This window comes from Pseudazoarcus sp. NS20, from assembly GCF_059703745.1.
In genome coordinates, this window is record NZ_BAAKIY010000003.1 from 550,937 (window position 1) to 568,350 (window position 17,414).

Genomic DNA, 17,414 nt, shown 5'->3' on the forward strand with positions numbered 1-17,414 from the left:
TCACCACCCGGCCAGGAGGGCAATCAGGCCGGCCAGCGGCATGGTGGATGTCAGGCTGTCGATACGATCGAGCACCCCGCCGTGACCGGGCAACAGCGTGCCGCTGTCTTTCAGGCCTGCCTGACGCTTGAGCAGAGACTCGAACAGATCGCCTTCGATGCTCAGCGCGGTGAAGATCGGCAGCAGAACAACCAGCCCGAAAGAAGAGATGCCGTCGGCGCCGCCGTCGGTCATCAGGGACAGGATCAAGCCACAGACGAACACGCCGATGAACGCACCATAGGCACCTTCACGCGTCTTGCCCGGGCTGATGGTCGGCGCCAGCTTGACCTTGCCGAATGACTTGCCGGCGAAATAGGCGGCAATGTCGGCCACCCACACCAGCGCCATGACGATGAGCAACAACCAGACGCTAACGGCTCTCAAGTGCACCAGCGCCACGGCCACCGGCAGCAGCACGACCCAGCCGGTGATCAGCCCCGCCGGCGGGCCGGGTGTCCAGCGAAAACGGAACCAGGCGGGCACGACCAATGCCCAGAACAACAAGCCCGTGACATACAGTACGACTGTCGAATAGCAGCCACTGTCACTCGTCGCAAGATACCCGAGCAAGGCGGACGCAACTGTGGTGGCCGGCACGAAAAACGCCCGGAACGAAGGCGCCATGCGCACGAGGCCAGCCCATTCCCAGGCCGCCACGCCGGCCACGGCGGCAATCAACAGCAACCAGAAGACATCCGGGCTGAAAAACAGCGCGCCCAGGAAACCGGCAATCAGAACGATTGCAGTGAGTACTCGCTGCTTAAGCATCGCCATCCGCAAGTTGTTCGCTCGTGCGGCCGAAACGGCGCTCACGCGAACGATACGATTCGAACGCCTTGTTCAGCGCGAACTCATCGAAGTCCGGCCACAGGGTGTCGGTGAAATACAGCTCAGTGTAGGCGAGCTGCCACAGCAGGAAATTGGAAATCCGCTGCTCTCCGCCGGTACGGATGAAGAGATCAGGCTCGGGCGCGTAGCTCATCGCCAGCTCGGCACTCAATTCCTGCTCGGTGAAATCGCTGCGGCCGGGGTGCTTCATCACCAGCGCATTGAGCGCCTCGGTGATGTCCCAACGCCCGCCGTAGTTGGCGGCCACCGTGAGCGTCAGGCGCTCGTTGTCTTTCGTGAGCGCCTCGGCTTCGCGAATCAGTTCGATGATGGAAGCGTCGAAACGCGACAGATCACCCACCACACGGAAGCGCACGCCGTTCTCATGCAGGCGTCGCACCTCGTTCTTCAGGGCGCGCATGAACAACTGCATCAGAAAGGAAACCTCGTCCGCAGGACGACGCCAGTTCTCGGAACTGAACGCGAACAAGGTGAGATACGAAACGCCGCGCTCCATGCAGGTGCGAATCACCGTACGAACGGCCTCAACGCCGCGGCGATGCCCTGCAATGCGCGGAAGATAACGGCGACGTGCCCAGCGGCCGTTGCCATCCATGATGACCGCGAGATGGGTCGGCACGGAGCCGACCTCAGGTATCTCGCGTGTGGAACTTGAAAACGTGGCTTGCGCCATCGTGTAGCCCTCGTCGTTGCGTTGCGCAGGCGAGGCTCAGATCTGCATCAGCTCTTGCTCTTTCTCGGCGAGCAGCTTGTCGATCTCGGCGACGTATTTGTCGGTCAGCTTCTGGATTGCATCCTGACCACGGCGCTCGTCGTCCTCGGAGATTTCCTTCTCCTTGACGCCATCCTTGAGGCTCTGATTGGCGTCGCGACGCAGATTGCGGATGGCCACTTTGGCCGCCTCGCCTTCGTTGCGCACGACCTTGATCAGCTCCTTGCGGCGCTCTTCCGTCAGTGCGGGCATCGGCACGCGGATCATCTCGCCTTGAGCCGCCGGATTGAGCCCCAGGTCGGAATCGCGAATGGCTTTCTCGACCTTCTGCGCCATGCCCTTTTCCCAAGGCTGGACGCCGATGGTGCGCGAATCCACCAAGGTGATGTTGGCGACCTGGTTGACCGGCACCATGCTGCCGTAATAGTCGACCATGATGTGGTCCAGAAGCCCGGTGTGTGCACGGCCCGTGCGCACCTTGGCGAGGTCCGATTTCAGGACCTCAATGGACTTCTGCATTTTCTGCTCGGCGTTCTTGTTCAGATCGGAGACCATCGTCGAATCCTCAGGAATGAACGAGCGTACCCTCGTCCTCACCGGTCACGACGCGCTTGAGCGCACCCGGCTTGAAGATCGAGAACACGTTGATCGGCAGCTTCTGGTCGCGGCACAGGGCAAAGGCCGTCGAGTCGAGCACTTCGAGATTGCGGCCGATGGCCTCGTCGAAGCTGATGCGGTGGAAGCGCTTGGCGTCGGGAAACTTCTTGGGGTCGGCAGTGTAGATGCCGTCGACCTTGGTTGCCTTCAGCACGATCTGCGCTGCCATTTCCGACCCGCGCAGTGCGGCTGCCGTGTCGGTGGTAAAGAAGGGGTTGCCGGTGCCGGCCGCGAAAATCACGATGCGGCCCTCTTCCAGATGGCGAATGGCACGACCGCGAATGTACGGCTCAACCACCTGGTCGATGCGCAAAGCCGACTGCACCCGTGCGGACAAGCCTGCGCGGCCCATTGCGTCGGCCAGCGCCATGGCGTTCATCACGGTGGCCAGCATACCCATGTAATCGGCCGTGGCGCGGTCCATGCCCGCCGCCGCGCCTTTCATGCCTCGGAAAATGTTGCCGCCGCCAATAACCACACCCACTTGAACGCCCAGTGCAACAACCTCCCCGATTTCGGAAACGATGCGTGACACAACGTCGTCGTTGATGCCGTACGGGTCGTCCCCCATGAGGGCCTCACCGGACAGCTTCAGCATGATGCGTTTGTAGGCGGCGACACTCATTGCCGACCTCTTACTTCTGCGCAGCAGCGGCTTGGGCTGCCACTTCGGCTGCAAAGTCGGTGACCTGCTTCTCGATGCCCTCACCCACGAGGAACAGCTGGAAGCCGGCAACGCTGGCGCCACGCGCTTTGAGCAGTTGCTCGATGGTCTGCTTGCCGTCTTCCGCCTTGACGAAGACCTGGCCCAGCAAGGTCACGTCTTTCAGGTACTTCTGCACCGTGCCTTCGGCGATCTTGTCGAGCATGGCTTCCGGCTTGCCGGATTCACGCGCTTTCTCGATGGCGATACGGCGCTCGGTGTCGAGCAGCTCGCTGGAAACACCGGAAGCGTCGAGGGCCTTGGGCTTGGAGGCAGCGATGTGCATCGCCAGATCCTTGCCGAGCTGTTCGTCACCGCCGACGAGATCGATCAGCACGCCGATCTTGGAACCACCGTGGATGTACGACTGCAGCGCACCTTTGGCTTCGATGCGGGCGAAGCGACGCAGCGACATGTTCTCGCCGATCTTGCCGACCAGAGCGGTGCGCACCGACTCGACCGTGCCGCCGTCGAGCGGCAGCGCCGACAGGGCAGCCACGTCGGCCGGGTTCTTCTCGGCAACGAGCTTGGCGCAGTCGTCGGCGAGCTTGAGGAATTCGTCGTTCTTGGCAACGAAGTCGGTCTCGGAGTTGATCTCGAGGATGCTGCCCAGCTTGCCGTCAGCGCTGATGTAAATGGCGACAACGCCTTCAGCCGCGACACGCGAAGCGGCCTTGCTGGCCTTGTTGCCGAGCTTCACGCGCAGGATCTCTTCAGCCTTGGCCATATCGCCAGCGGCCTCGGTGAGAGCCTTCTTGCATTCCATCATCGGTGCGTCGGTCTTTTCGCGCAGTTCTTTGACCATGCCTGCGGTAATGTCCGCCATGCTGACTCCTGAAATTCTGAAATTCTGTGGGAAACGGGTCGTGCTACACCCGCAAAACACCGGGGCGGCTTGCGCCGCCCCGTTTGATCAAGCTTCCTCGTTGGAAGCTGCTTCCTCTTCGACTTCGACGAAATCGTCTTCGCCGGCAGCAACGATGTCCTGCAGGGCCATGTTACGGCCTTCCAGCACGGCATCGGCCGCACCGCGAGCGTACAGGCGGATGGCGCGGGAGGAGTCGTCGTTACCCGGGATCACGTAATCGATGCCGTCCGGCGAGTGGTTGGTATCCACCACGGCGATGACCGGAATGCCGAGCTTCTGAGCTTCCGCCACAGCGATCTTGTGGTAGCCAACGTCGATCACGAACAGCGCGTCAGGCAAGCCGTTCATGTCCTTGATACCGCCGATGCTGGTCTGCAGCTTGGCGAGCTCGCGGCTGGCCATCAGGGCTTCTTTCTTGGAAACCTTGGCCGTCGTACCTTCTTCGAGCTGAGCTTCCATGTCTTTCAGGCGCTTGATCGACTGCTTGACCGTCTTGAAGTTGGTCAGCATGCCGCCGAGCCAACGCTCATCGACGAAGGGCATGCCTGCGCGGCCGGCTTCTTCGGCCACGATTTCACGCGCCTGACGCTTGGTGCCGACGAACAGGATGGTGCCGCGGTTGGACGAAAGCTTGCGCACGAAGGCCATGGCTTCGTTGTACTTGACCATCGTCTTTTCGAGGTTGACGATGTGAATCTTGTTGCGCTGACCGAAAATGTAGGAAGCCATTTTCGGGTTCCAGAAACGGGTCTGGTGGCCAAAGTGGACGCCCGCCTCGAGCATCTGACGCATCGTTACGTTAGACATTTACTGCTCCAATAAAGGGTTTTGCCTCCGCCCTGCGCTGTAATCGACAACCTTTGCACCGCCATTCCGAATCTAACGGATTGAACGGACCCCACAGGTGTCACGCCGAGCGTGCGGATTTTTGACCGCGACATGCGATCAAGCCTGCGATTATAGCGGCAAACCCCAAGCGGGCTCAACAAGCAAACGCACACCGATACAGCCGCAATTGCCCGTCAGACGCGCATGCGCTAGCCTGTCAACCTTAAGCAATTCCCCAGAACCAGTGCGCGCGCATCGACTTCCGTCGGGTGCTGCGCGGCACCTCTTATATATGTGAGGCGCGCATCCGGCGCCTTGCGCAACGGACTCCCCCGAATGAGCGTCAAGATCAAAAGCCCGGAAGAAATCGAGAAGATGCGCGTGGCCGGCCGGCTCGGCTCTGAAGTACTCGACTACATCACTCCGCACGTGCAACCGGGCATCACCACGGCCGAGCTCGACCGGCTGTGCCATGAATACATGGTGAACGTGCAGGGCACCATCCCGGCCCCGCTGAATTATTGCCCGCCGGGCTACACGCCGTTTCCGAAGTCGGTCTGCACGTCGGTGAATCACCAGGTGTGCCACGGCATCCCGGGCGACAAGGCACTGAAAAAGGGCGACATCGTCAATATCGACGTAACCGTCATCAAGGACGGCTTTCACGGCGACACCAGCCGCATGTTCATCGTCGGCGGCGAAGAAGCCGGAAGCATCCAGGCACGCCGCCTGTGCCACATCACCTTCGAATGCATGTGGCTGGGCATTGCGCAGATTCGCCCGGGCGCTCGCCTGGGCGACATCGGTCACGCCATCCAGAAGCATGCCGAGGGCAACGGCTTTTCGGTGGTGCGCGAATTCTGCGGTCACGGCATCGGCTCGACCTTCCACGAAGACCCGCAGATTCTGCATTACGGCCGCCCCGGCACCGGGCTGGAGCTGAAGGCCGGCATGATCTTCACGGTCGAACCGATGATCAATGCCGGCAAGGCGGCCATTTCCGAACTGCCCGACGGCTGGACCATCATCACCAAGGATCGCAGCCTCTCGGCGCAGTGGGAGCACACCGTGCTGGTGACGGAAACCGGCTACGACATCCTCACCACCTCCGATGGCTGCCCTCAACCGCCTGCCATCATCGACCCCAAGATCGCCGCCTGAGCCCATGCCCGAAGCCGTCGCCACCGACCCGTTCCAGAGCCAACTTTCCAATCTGCGCTCCCGTCTCGTAGACGAGTCGAAAAGGCTGCGGGCCGAATACGAGGCCGAACCTTCGGGCAGCAAACTGCTACGCGGCCGCGCACGCCTGGTCGACCAGACCATCCTCGACCTGTGCGCGCTGTGCCACGTGCCGCAAGACGTGGCCATCGTCGCGGTCGGTGGCTACGGCCGCGGCGAGTTGTTCCCCTACTCCGACGTCGACCTGATGGTGTTGCTGGCCGACAGCCCCAGCAAGGCCCTCGAGGCGCAACTGTCGTCACTCGTTGGCGCGCTGTGGGACGTGGGGCTGGAAATCGGCATGAGCGTGCGCACCGTAGACGAGTGCCTGGAAGCTTCGCGTGACGACATCACGGTGCAGACCAACCTGCTCGAGGCACGCCTGATCGGGGGAAACGCGACGCTTTTCACCGATTTCCAGAAACGCTACCGCTCGGAACTCGACCCGCGCGCGTTCTTCCGCGCCAAGCTCGTGGAGCAGCAGCAACGCCACGCGCGGCACAACGACACCCCCTACTCGCTCGAACCCAGCTGCAAGGAGAGCCCGGGCGGGCTGCGCGATCTGCAGATGCTCGGCTGGATCGCGCGCGCCGCAGGGTTGGCGCGCAATTGGCGCGATCTCGCGCATAAACGCCTGATCACTGGCGCCGAGGCCGGCGAACTGCGGCACATCGAACGCTTTTTGCAGCATGTGCGCATTCGCCTGCACTACCTGGCCAACCGTGCCGAAGACCGCCTGCTGTTCGACCATCAAGAAAGGCTCGCCAGCGCACTGGGCTTCACCGCCACGAACGCCAAACGCGCTTCCGAAGTGATGATGCAGCGCTACTACGTGACGGCCAAGAAGGTCACGCAGATCAACACCATCCTGCTGCAGAACTTTGCCAACGAGATTCTTCCGGAGAATGTCGCCCCGGAAGAAATCGTCAATGACCAGTTCCAGATCGTCCGCGACCTGCTCGACATCCGCGACGAGAACGTCTTTGAGGAGCGCCCCTCGGCTCTGCTCGAGTGCTTTCTGATCCTGCAGCAACGCCCCGAACTCAAAGGCATGACGGCGCGCACGCTGCGCCTGCTGTGGAGCAGCCGCCGCCTGATCAACGCGAAGTTTCGCGCCGACCCCGAAAACCGCGCGCTCTTCCTGCAGATCCTGCAGCAAAAGCGCGGCATCGTGCACGAGCTGCGGCGCATGAACCAGTACGGCATTCTCGGCCGCTACCTGCCCGCCTGGCACAAGATCGTGTGCCAGATGCAGCACGACCTGTTTCACGTGTACACCGTCGACCAGCACATCATGATGGTGGTGCGCAATGTGCGGCAGTTCGCCATGGGCAAGCACGCGCACGAATACCCGCTGATGACGCGCCTCATGCTGGGCTTCGAGAACAACTGGCTGCTGTATATCGCCGCACTGTTCCACGACATTGCCAAGGGCCGCGGCGGCGACCACTCCAAGCTCGGCATGAGCGACGCCCGCGCGTTTTGCGAGGCACATGGCCTGTCCGCCGAAGACACCGACCTTATCGTCTGGCTGGTCGAGCATCACCTGACGATGTCGCACGTGGCACAGAAGCAGGACACGACCGACCCCGAAGTGGTGAAGCGCTTCGCCGACATCGTCGGAAGCGAGCGACGCTTGATCGCGCTGTACCTGATCACGCATGCGGACATCCGCGGCACCAGCCCCAAGGTATGGAACGGCTGGCGTGCCAAGCTGCTGGAAGACCTGTTCTTCGCCACTCAACGCCTGATGCGCGGTGCCACGCCGCAACAGGCGCTGGGCCTGGATCAGCGCCAGGAGAACGCGCGCGCCCTGCTGCGTTACCACGGCCTGCGTCCGGGCGTGGAGGACGAACTGTGGTCGCGCCTGGATGCGGTCTACTTCATGCGTAATTCGGCCGAAGACATCGCATGGCACACGCGTCAGCTGTATTTCCGCCCGAACGACAGCGACCCGATCGTCAAAGCACGCATCTCGAGCGAGTATCAGGGCGTTCAGGTGCTGGTTTACACGCCAGACCGCAAAGATCTCTTCGCACGCATCACCGGCTTCTTCGGCAAGCTGGGGTTTTCGATTCTGGAAGCCAAGGTGCAGACCACGCGCCACGGCTATGCGCTGGACAGCTTCGTACTGCAGGACCCCGGCAGCGAATCGCGCTACCGCGACGTGATCACGCTGATCGAACACGACCTGAGCGAACGCCTGCGCAACGACGCCCCACTGGACCGTCCGAGCAACGGTCGCCTGTCACGTCAGGTGCGCTACTTTCCGGTCACGCCCAGCGTCGCCATCCGCCCGGACGATGCCGCGCGCCATCACATCCTTTCGATCTCGGCGGCCGACCGGCCGGGGGTGCTGTTCGGCATCGCGGAAGTCCTGGCCAATCACGGCATCACGGTACACACCGCCAAGATCTCGACGCTGGGTGAGCGCATCGAGGATACCTTCCTGCTGTCAGGCTCGGCACTGACGCAAGAGAAGCATCTGATGCGCATCCAGCGCGAGCTTGAAGACCTGCTGCAGGTCTAGGGCTCATCCAGCCATGCAACCTGCCCCTGCGCCAGATCATCGAGGCGCAGGCGCAAGACGGCGATGTCGTCCTGCACCACGCTGAAGCTCAGCACGACGTTCGCTGCATGCGAGCTTTCGAGCAAAGCAGCACCTGCAGACGCGATCTCTCGACGGAAGGCCCCTTCGAGCGCATACGGAATCTCGCACGCCAAGGTGCTCACCGCCCGAATGGCGACTTTCTCTACCCCGAGCAAGGCCTGCGCCACTGCGTCGGTGTAGGCCCGCACCAGGCCGCCCGCCCCGAGTTTCACCCCGCCGAAATAGCGCACCACCGTGGCCAGCACACCGTCCAGATCCTGATGGCGCAGCACCCGCAGCATCGGCTGACCAGCCGTGCCGCCCGGCTCGCCGTCGTCGTTGGCGGCGGACTGGCCGCCAGCGTGTAAAGCCCAGCACACGTGCGCCGCACCGGGGTGCAGTGCGCGCAACGCCGCCACCCGCGCCACAGCCTCCTCTCGAGACCCCATGGGCTCGACGCAGCCGATGAAGCGACTCTTCTTGATCAGCAGATCGCTATGGACCGCAGCGGACAAGGTGAGCGGCGGCATCAGCGCAGATGCGGCAACGCCATGAACAAGGCCGAAATGGTCTTTGAATCGGTGATCGTGCCATTCAGCACGCCCTGCTCGGCCTCATGCACCGGCATCGCCAGCACTTCGAGGAACTCCTCTTCGTCGAGTTGATTGCCCACCTGCGTCAGCCCGCTGGCAAGAAAAACCTCAATGCGCTCATCGGAATAGCCGATGCACACATGAATGACGCCAAGGTGCCGCCACTCCGACGCCTCGAAGCCCGTTTCCTCACGCAACTCTCGCTGGGCACACTTCTGGATGTCTTCACCCGGGTCGAGCTTGCCCGCCGGGAACTCGATGAAGCTGCGACGCAAGGGATAGCGGAACTGACGCTCCACGACAAGCTGCCCGTCAGCCTGGACGGCCACCACGACCACGGCGCCCGGATGACAAATGTACTCACGCGTGGACTCGCCTCCGTCGGGCAAGCGCACGCGATCACGACGCACGTCCAGCAGAACGCCTTTGAATACCTGCTCTGAATCCAGAGTAGTTTCGGTGAGCGGATCATCGGAAACACGGTTTTCTGTCATGCATTTTCCTCCAGATGGATCAGGCAAAAAAAAATGCCCGCGTATGCGGGCATTCTTTCCGATTTATGGTGCCGACGATGAGACTCGAACTCATACGGCTTGCGCCACCACCCCCTCAAGATGGCGTGTCTACCAATTTCACCACGTCGGCCCTGATTTCTCGGGAACGCGCATTATACGGATTTGCACGCCCCACGCAAGCTTGTCTGGCTTAGTTTTGCGACGCCGGAGCCGTCGGGACGTCGGCCGGCGGCGCAGCCGGTACGTCGCCCTGCATTTGCGGAGCGGCCGGCACCGGAATGGCGCTGTCCATCACGCTAGTCGGAGCCGACGGCTTGCTGCCCGCAAGATAGGCCAGGCTGAGACTGGTAACGAAAAAAGCCGTGGCCAAAATAGCCGTCGCGCGGCTCAGGAAGTTGGCCGAGCCGGACGAGCCGAACACACTGCCGGCTCCGCCGCCACCGCCACCGCCGCCACCACCGAACGCGGCGCCTGCGTCCGCACCCTTGCCGTGCTGCATCAGCACCAGGCCGATGACAGCGATACCGACCACCACATGGATCGCCAAGACGATCGAGAACAGGTAACTACCCATCTTTTTATGTCACTCCAGATTCAAACCGCCCGATTTGCCGCAGCCCGGCAGATCGCCACAAACTCTTCCGCGACCAGTGACGCCCCACCCACGAGCACACCATCCGCATCCTCCAGCTCGAACAGCCAGCCCGCGCTGTCGGCCTTCACACTTCCGCCGTACAGGATGCGCGTGTGCTGCACCCCTTCAGTTCTCTCGAGCGCCCAGCGCCGCACCAGCGCAAGCACTTCGGCCACCTGCTCTGGCGTTGCCGCTCGCCCGGTGCCGATGGCCCAGACGGGCTCATACGCCAGTACGATGCGACCGACATCGGCCCCCGCCAGCTGCGCATCCAGCGCGTCGAGCTGACGCAGCAACACCGACTCCACTTTGCCGCTCTCGCGCTCTTCGAGCGTTTCACCGATGCACACGATGGGCGTGATGCCAGCCGCCAGCGAGGCTGCAGCCTTGGCCGCCACCGAAGCGTCGCTCTCGGCCAGCAAGGCACGGCGCTCTGAGTGCCCGACGATTGCATAAGCGCAGTCGAACTCGTTGAGCATGCCTGCGCTGACCTGCCCGGTGAAGGCGCCATCGGCGTATTCACTGACGTCCTGCGCACCCACTTTCACGGCCTGACCGCGCAATTTCGCAGCCACCAGAGGTAAATAGGGAAACGGTACGCACACTGCCACAGCCACCTGCTGCGGAAGCTCCGGCAGCATGTTGGCGAGCAGAGCCTCAGTCGAGGCGAGGCGCCCGTTCATCTTCCAGTTACCGACGACGAGCCTGTTTAGCATTCCGGGCGCACAAGTAAATAGGCGATTCTAACCTGCGGCCGAGGCAGCAGCAATGTCGGCAATAGCATGCACGCGTTGCCATCCCTCTTACGGGCTGCCGAAACACGGCAGTCTTGAATGGAGAAAAGCCGGTTGCAGCGAACCGAATCGCTGTAACCGGCTACCGGGAACTGCGCGCATCCGGCGCGGCAACCTCCCCTTCTTGCCCTTCAGCCGAAACGACCGGTGATGTAATCCTCGGTGCGCGTCTGCTGCGGGCGCGTGAAAATCTCCGTGGTCGGTCCGACTTCCACCAGATCACCCAGGTGGAAGAACGCCGTGCGATGCGAGATGCGCGCGGCCTGCTGCATGTTGTGGGTGACCACGACGATGGTGTAGAGGCTCGACAGCTCTTCGATGAGTTGCTCGACCTTGCTGGTGGCGATCGGGTCGAGCGCCGAGCACGGCTCATCCATCAGGATCACCTCGGGGCTCACGGCAATCGTGCGTGCAATGCACAGGCGCTGCTGTTGCCCACCCGACAAGCCAGTGCCGGGCTGATCGAGACGATCTTTCACCTCGTCCCAAAGGCCTGCACGGCGCAGGCTCTGCTCGACGATATCGTTGAGCTCAGCCTTCGTGGAGGCCAGACCATGCAGGCGCGGGCCGTAGGCCACGTTCTCGAAAATCGATTTGGGAAACGGGTTCGGCTTCTGGAACACCATGCCCACCTCGGCACGCAGCAACACCGGATCGAGCGAACGGTCGTAGATTTCCTTCCCGTCGAGCAGGATTTCGCCCGTCACGCGGCAGCCATCAATGGTGTCGTTCATGCGGTTGAAACAGCGCAGGAAGGTTGATTTGCCGCAGCCCGAAGGGCCGATGAAGGCAATCACCTCGTTCTCGACGATGTCCAGACTCACACCATGCAAGGCTTCGTGCTCGCCGTAGAAGACTTTTACGTCACGCGCACTGATCTTGATCTTTTGATCGTCGGCTGTTGCCTGAGCACCTGACTGCGGCAGATTCACCTGAATCGACGGATTTTCCATTTTCATGCTCACCACCTTCTCTCGAATTTCCTGCGCAGCAGCACGGCCAAGGCGTTCAGGCTCAGCATCAGTGCAAGCAGCACAATGATTGCAGCCGAAGTACGGGCTTCGAAGAAGTTCCGAAGCTCATTCCCCTGCCACAGATAGATTTGCACCGGCAGCGCAGTGGCCTGATCCAGCGGGGTCGCCGGAATCGACGCCACGAAGGCACTCATGCCGATCAACAACAAAGGCGCGGTTTCACCGATGGCCTGCGCCACCCCGATGATTGCGCCGGTCAGGATGCCGGGCAGCGCCAGCGGAAGCACATGGTGGAACACCGTCTGCACCTTCGAGGCGCCAATACCCAGGGCGGCCTGACGGATTGAGGGCGGAATCGCCTTCAACGCAGAGCGGGTGGCGATGATCACTGTCGGCAGCGTCATCAAGGACAGCACCAGACCGCCCACCAGCGGTGCCGACAGCGGCATGTGAAACCAGTTGATGAACACCGCCGCGCCGAGCAGGCCGAAGATGATCGACGGCACGGCCGCAAGGTTGTTGATGTTCACCTCGATGAGATCGACCAGACGACTCTTGGGAGCGAACTCTTCGAGGTAGATCGCACTGGCCACGCCGATCGGCACCGCCAGCAGGATCACGATGCCCATCATGAACAGCGAGCCCATGAACGCCCCGGCCAGACCAGCCGAAGCCAGCGAACTGCGCGAATCCGGGTTGAGGAATAGACCCGTGCTGAACTTCATCTGGATCACGTCACGCTCGTACAGATCATCCGCCCATGCGCGCACTTGCGGCTGCAATTGCTGCTGACGATCCGGCAAGGTCCGATCGATATTGCCTTTGAGCCACACATCCACGTTGGCATCTGCCAGCAACTTCACCGACACGGTTTGTCCGATCAGGCTGGGGTTCTCGGCCACCATGTCACGCAGACGGAAGCGCTCGGCGCTGGTCACCAGTGCGCGCAGCCGGGCACGCTCGCGCGAGTCGCCGACATCCGGCAAATGGCTGGCCAGCGCATTCTCGATCAAGCGGTTCCAGTTGATCATGCCGAGCTCGGTCAGCCACTCGACATCGCGCTCGCGGAATGCCGCAGGCGACTCGCCGAGTTGCGCCACCGGCCGCGCCTGGATCTGCACCACCTCGGGATCAAAGTAGATGTCGGTGACGATGGTCGCCTGCCAGAATGCCGGCAAACCTTTGCTCAGAATCGACACGAACAGCAGCGCCACCACACCCAACCCTGCCAACGTAGCCAGCAGGCCCGTGCGGTGGAAGCGGCGCTCGCGCCCGTGACGCTTTCTGAGCGAGGTTTCGATCTGCATGCGACGACGCCCTCGCAGGCTGTCTTCGTTCATTTCATTTGTAGTCACGTTTGATTCACTCCGCGCTCATTCGTACTGTTCGCGATACTTGCGCACGATGTAGAGCGCAATAACGTTCAACCCCAGGGTGATCACGAACAGCGTCAGCCCGAGGGCAAACGCCACCAGCGACTGCGGGCTGGCGAAGTCCTGATCGCCGGTGAGCTGGTTGACGATGGTCACGGTCACGGTTGATACGGCTTCGAGCGGATTGGCGTGCAGCACCGGGCTGTTGCCGGCTGCCAGCACCACGATCATGGTTTCGCCGATCGCACGGCTTGCGGCCAGCAAAATGGCGCCGACAATACCTGGCAAGGCCGCCGGCAACACCACACGACGAATGGTCTCCGAGCGTGTCGCCCCGAGACCGAGCGAGCCATCCCGCATGGCTTTGGGCACCTGGGTGATGATGTCGTCCGACAGTGATGAGATGAAGGGCACAATCATGACCCCCATCACCACACCCGCCGTCAGCGCGCTGGTGGCGCGGATATCCACCCCGATCGACTGCCCGAGGTTGTAGAAGAACGGCCCCACCATCACCAACGCGAAGAAGCCATACACGATGGTCGGGATGCCGGCGAGCACCTCGATCACCGGCTTGGCAAATGAGCGCAGCCAGCCCGGCGCATACTCGGCAAGATAAATTGCTGTCATCAACCCGGTCGGCACGGCAACGATCAACGCGATGATGCTGACCATCATCGTGCCCCACAGCAGCGGCAACAGGCCGAACTGCCCTTGTGCTCCCGAACCTACGGTTGCGAAACGGGGATTCCACACCGTGCCGAAGAAGAATTCGGACGGCGGTACAAAGCTGAAGAAGCGAATGGCTTCACCGATCATCGACATGACGATGCCGATGGTGGTCAGGATCGCGATCGTCGAACACAAGATCAATCCGATGCGAATCACCACCTCGACTTGATTTCGAGCGCGCAGCGCAGGGTCGATGCGTCGCCCCGCATGAATCAGCCCGAACACTGCCAACGCGGCGACCAGCGCAATCATTGCCGACTGGGCGAACACCTGCAGTCGCTGCATTTGCTCGGCCGCGGCCAGTTCAATATCGCTCGCCACGCCGGAAACACCAACGCCGGAAGCAATCGATTGCACCCTGCGCAGCAGAACCTGCAACTCTTGAGCACTCAGCGCTGCCACCTCGGGGGGGAGCTGATTCAACACCACCATGCGCACGATGCCGGGCTCGAAGAGCCACCACAGCACCAGTACGAGGAGCGCCGGAACGCCGCACCACAGCGCCACCAGCATCCCGTAATAACCTGGGCGTGAGTGCATCCGCACGCCACCCGCGGTAGCCATCTTCCTGCTGCGCATCAGGCCGAACTGATAGGCCAGTGCCGTCAGCATCAACAGCGCGGCGACTACGATCCAGTTGCTCATCTGGGCTCCAAACGTTTCGGGCCCGCTTCGGCCCGAACAGACAAGGGCCGCTCGGACATCCGTCCTCGCGGCCCTGCGTCACCGATTACTTGACCGTTTTACCGGCCTTGATGTTGGCCAGCACGCCGGCGCGCTCTTTGTCGCTGAGCGGGATCAGGCCAGCGCTCTCGAGCGCACTGCCAAAGCCCGAAACCTGCTCATTGACGAAGTACTCGGCGTACTGCTGCAAGCCCGGAATCACGCCGACGTGCTCACCCTTGACGTAGAAGAACAGCGGACGGGACACCGGGTAGTCACCGGAGCCGATGGTTTCCAGGCTGGGGGTCACGCCATTTACGGTTGCCACTTTCAGGCGGTCGCGGTTCTGGTCGTAGAAGCTCAGGCCGAACACGCCAACCGAATCCGGCTGTGCATCGAGACGGGCCAGGGTTTCGGTGTAGTCACCGGCGATTTCGACGATACGGCCATCACCGCGCAGCGTGTTGCACACCTTCTTCTTGTCGTCCGAGCCCATGGCCTTGATTTCGGAGAAGGATTCGCAGCCCGGGTGAATCACCTTCTCTTCGAAGACTTCACGCGTGCCGTGGTTCGAGGCCGGAATCACCAGCACGATTTCCTGGTTCGGAAGCTTGCTGTCGATCTGGTTCCAGCGCGTGTAGGGGTTCGCCACCAGCTTGCCGTCACGCACGACTTGAGCGGATGCCGCTGCGAACACGTGCGCCGGGGTCAGCTCGAATGAGCCTTTGTCGGCACGCGAAGCGAACACGATGCCGTCATAACCGAAATGCACTTCGATGATCTTGCTCACGCCAGCCTTGGCGCAGGCCTCGACTTCGGCAGGGCGAATCGGGCGCGACGAGTTGGCGATGTCGATGGTGTTCGGGCCGACGCCCTGGCAGAACTGGCGCAGACCGCCGCTCGAGCCACCGGAGCCGACAACCGGCGTCTTGAACTGAGCAAATGCATTGCCGAACTCTTCGGCGACGATACTGGCGAACGGCAGAACGGTCGAAGAGCCGGCGATCTGCACCGTGTCACGGGCGACGGCGGACGTCGCGAAACCCAGAGTCATCGCAGCCGCGGTGGCCGCACAAAGAGCGTTCAGCTTGAATTTCATGGTCGATATCCTCGGTTGTAGTAATGCAGGCCTCGAGGGCGCTGCGAGCACTTCGCCTAATGGCGTCGCGACGCTGCGCAGTATCGACTTCCAATATTTCAATGTTGTGACAAGCAACAAATGAGAGCGGGAGGCATGTCTCCATGCCTCCCGCTCTCATTATCCGAGTCACCCTAAATACGGCAGTTTTCGCCAGAAGGTCTAGCCCATGGCGTTTTCCACCGAGGCTGCCAAGGCTTCGGCCACCCGATTCACTTGATCGGAATCCTGGCCTTCCACCATCACCCGCAACAAGGGCTCGGTGCCCGAGGGGCGCAGCAGCACGCGGCCGGTGTCGCCGAGGGAGTTCTCCGCTTCGACTCGGGCCGCTTCGATGCTTGCATCCGCACGCCAATCAAAACCGGAGGGCATGCGCACGTTGATCAGCCGCTGCGGATAAAACACCAGGTCCGCGCACGCCTCAGCCAAACTCACGCCCGACTGACGTAGGGCGGACAGCACCTGCAGGGCCGAGACGATGCCATCCCCGGTGGTATGGCAATCAAGGCAGATGATGTGACCAGAGCTTTCACCACCAAGCTTCCAGCCACGCTCCTGCAACAACTCAAGCACGTAACGGTCACCAACCTTGGCGCGGTCGAACGGAACGCCAAGGCGCCCGATGGCATGCTCCAGGCCAAGGTTGCTCATCTGTGTCCCCACCACCCCCTCAAGCCGCCCCAAGCGGTGGCGTGCGGCCGCGATCACGTACAGCAGACGGTCGCCGTCATACAACACGCCTTTGGCGTCACACATGATGACCCGGTCAGCGTCACCATCGAGCGCAATGCCGAGATCGGCCGTATGCGCCAATACGGCACGCTGGAGGTGCTCCGGGCGGGTCGCGCCGACGGCATCATTGATGTTGATGCCATCCGGCTCGACGCCGACCGCAATTACCTCTGCGCCCAGTTCGTGAAAAACCTTCGGGGCGATGCCGTAGGCCGCACCGTGGGCGCAATCGAGCACGATGCGCAGCCCGCGCAGATCCAGTTCGTTCGGGAAGGTGCTCTTGCAGAACTCGATGTAGCGCCCGGCCGCATCATCGATGCGACGGGCTTTGCCGAGACGAGAGGAATCCAGACACCCCATCGGCTCATCGACGCAGGCCTCGATCTCGAGCTCGATGGCGTCGGGCAGCTTCGTGCCCCCGGCCGAGAAAAACTTGATGCCGTTGTCGAAGTAAGGGTTGTGAGATGCGGAAATCACCACGCCCGCCTGCAAGCGCAAGGCACGCGTCAGATACGCTACCGCGGGCGTGGGCAGCGGCCCGGCCAGCATCACATCGACGCCCGCGGCGGCAAAGCCGGCCTCAAGCGAGGCTTCGAGCATGTAGCCGGAGATTCGCGTGTCCTTGCCGATCAATACCGCGGGGCGCTCACCGGCGGGAAAGTGGTCACGACGTATCAGCGACAACCCCGCTGCGTAGCCGAGTCGCATCACGAAGTCCGGGGTGATCGGCGCCGTGCCGACCAGACCGCGAACGCCATCCGTACCGAAATACTTGCGCGCCATGCCTTTCCTGCCTGAA

Annotated in this window: 17 protein-coding genes and 1 tRNA gene; 2 read left to right on the forward strand and 16 right to left on the reverse strand. The window is 62.1% G+C overall.

Features of this window, described 5'->3' with window-relative positions; translation table 11 throughout:
• The 6 genes from AC6H0W_RS11340 to rpsB form a co-directional block, all read right to left on the reverse strand.
• The gene (locus AC6H0W_RS11340; protein ID WP_497577263.1) at positions 1 to 810 is read right to left on the reverse strand and encodes a phosphatidate cytidylyltransferase; all 810 of its coding nucleotides are present in this window, start codon (positions 808 to 810) and stop codon (positions 1 to 3) included.
• A complete protein-coding gene (uppS, locus tag AC6H0W_RS11345) occupies positions 803 to 1,564 on the reverse strand; it encodes a polyprenyl diphosphate synthase (RefSeq protein ID WP_497577264.1) in 762 nt (253 codons plus the stop codon). The genes AC6H0W_RS11340 and uppS overlap by 8 nt, the downstream gene beginning before the upstream one ends.
• Positions 1,565 to 1,600: 36 nt before the next feature.
• On the reverse strand, positions 1,601 to 2,158 hold the full coding sequence (gene frr, locus AC6H0W_RS11350; RefSeq protein ID WP_497577265.1) for a ribosome recycling factor: 558 nt from the start codon (positions 2,156 to 2,158) through the stop codon (positions 1,601 to 1,603).
• 10 nt (positions 2,159 to 2,168) lie between these two features.
• Positions 2,169 to 2,885, reverse strand: a complete 717-nt coding sequence (gene pyrH, locus AC6H0W_RS11355; RefSeq protein WP_497577266.1) for a UMP kinase — start codon at positions 2,883 to 2,885, stop codon at positions 2,169 to 2,171.
• 10 nt (positions 2,886 to 2,895) lie between these two features.
• Positions 2,896 to 3,789: a translation elongation factor Ts gene (gene tsf / locus AC6H0W_RS11360; RefSeq protein WP_497577267.1), complete on the reverse strand. Its 894-nt coding sequence runs from the start codon at positions 3,787 to 3,789 to the stop codon at positions 2,896 to 2,898.
• A gap of 87 nt (positions 3,790 to 3,876) precedes the next feature.
• The gene (rpsB, locus tag AC6H0W_RS11365) at positions 3,877 to 4,638 is read right to left on the reverse strand and encodes a 30S ribosomal protein S2 (RefSeq protein ID WP_497577268.1); all 762 of its coding nucleotides are present in this window, start codon (positions 4,636 to 4,638) and stop codon (positions 3,877 to 3,879) included.
• 357 nt (positions 4,639 to 4,995) lie between these two features.
• Here rpsB and map point away from each other — a divergent pair, with 357 nt between their 5' ends.
• Positions 4,996 to 5,820: a type I methionyl aminopeptidase gene (gene map, locus AC6H0W_RS11370; RefSeq protein WP_497577269.1), complete on the forward strand. Its 825-nt coding sequence runs from the start codon at positions 4,996 to 4,998 to the stop codon at positions 5,818 to 5,820.
• A 4-nt stretch (positions 5,821 to 5,824) separates the two neighbouring features.
• Positions 5,825 to 8,407, forward strand: a complete 2,583-nt coding sequence (locus AC6H0W_RS11375) for a [protein-PII] uridylyltransferase (RefSeq protein WP_497577270.1) — start codon at positions 5,825 to 5,827, stop codon at positions 8,405 to 8,407.
• Here AC6H0W_RS11375 and AC6H0W_RS11380 read toward each other — a convergent pair.
• The 10 genes from AC6H0W_RS11380 to glmM all read right to left on the reverse strand — a co-directional run bounded on the left by AC6H0W_RS11380 (position 8,404) and on the right by glmM (position 17,398).
• Positions 8,404 to 8,997, reverse strand: a complete 594-nt coding sequence (locus AC6H0W_RS11380; protein WP_497577271.1) for an IMPACT family protein — start codon at positions 8,995 to 8,997, stop codon at positions 8,404 to 8,406. The two genes, AC6H0W_RS11375 and AC6H0W_RS11380, sit on opposite strands and share 4 nt — an antisense overlap.
• Positions 8,997 to 9,554, reverse strand: a complete 558-nt coding sequence (locus tag AC6H0W_RS11385) for an NUDIX domain-containing protein (protein WP_497577272.1) — start codon at positions 9,552 to 9,554, stop codon at positions 8,997 to 8,999. The genes AC6H0W_RS11380 and AC6H0W_RS11385 overlap by 1 nt, the downstream gene beginning before the upstream one ends.
• Before the next feature lie 66 nt (positions 9,555 to 9,620).
• Positions 9,621 to 9,705 (reverse strand) — tRNA-Leu (locus tag AC6H0W_RS11390).
• Positions 9,706 to 9,765: 60 nt separating this feature from the next.
• On the reverse strand, positions 9,766 to 10,149 hold the full coding sequence (secG, locus tag AC6H0W_RS11395) for a preprotein translocase subunit SecG (protein WP_497577273.1): 384 nt from the start codon (positions 10,147 to 10,149) through the stop codon (positions 9,766 to 9,768).
• A gap of 20 nt (positions 10,150 to 10,169) precedes the next feature.
• Positions 10,170 to 10,925 (reverse strand): triose-phosphate isomerase, encoded by a 756-nt coding sequence (tpiA, locus tag AC6H0W_RS11400; protein WP_497577274.1) that lies wholly within the window; start codon positions 10,923 to 10,925, stop codon positions 10,170 to 10,172.
• A 209-nt stretch (positions 10,926 to 11,134) separates the two neighbouring features.
• A complete protein-coding gene (gene pstB / locus AC6H0W_RS11405; protein ID WP_497577354.1) occupies positions 11,135 to 11,956 on the reverse strand; it encodes a phosphate ABC transporter ATP-binding protein PstB in 822 nt (273 codons plus the stop codon).
• An 8-nt stretch (positions 11,957 to 11,964) separates the two neighbouring features.
• Positions 11,965 to 13,332, reverse strand: coding sequence for a phosphate ABC transporter permease PstA (gene pstA, locus AC6H0W_RS11410; protein ID WP_497577275.1), 1,368 nt, complete (start codon positions 13,330 to 13,332; stop codon positions 11,965 to 11,967).
• An 18-nt stretch (positions 13,333 to 13,350) separates the two neighbouring features.
• The gene (gene pstC / locus AC6H0W_RS11415) at positions 13,351 to 14,727 is read right to left on the reverse strand and encodes a phosphate ABC transporter permease subunit PstC (RefSeq protein ID WP_497577276.1); all 1,377 of its coding nucleotides are present in this window, start codon (positions 14,725 to 14,727) and stop codon (positions 13,351 to 13,353) included.
• Between the two features lie 85 nt (positions 14,728 to 14,812).
• Entirely contained in the window at positions 14,813 to 15,844 is a 1,032-nt protein-coding gene (locus tag AC6H0W_RS11420; RefSeq protein WP_497577277.1) for a substrate-binding domain-containing protein, read from the reverse strand.
• A gap of 201 nt (positions 15,845 to 16,045) precedes the next feature.
• The gene (glmM, locus tag AC6H0W_RS11425) at positions 16,046 to 17,398 is read right to left on the reverse strand and encodes a phosphoglucosamine mutase (RefSeq protein WP_497577278.1); all 1,353 of its coding nucleotides are present in this window, start codon (positions 17,396 to 17,398) and stop codon (positions 16,046 to 16,048) included.
• Between the last annotated feature and the right edge of the window lie 16 nt (positions 17,399 to 17,414).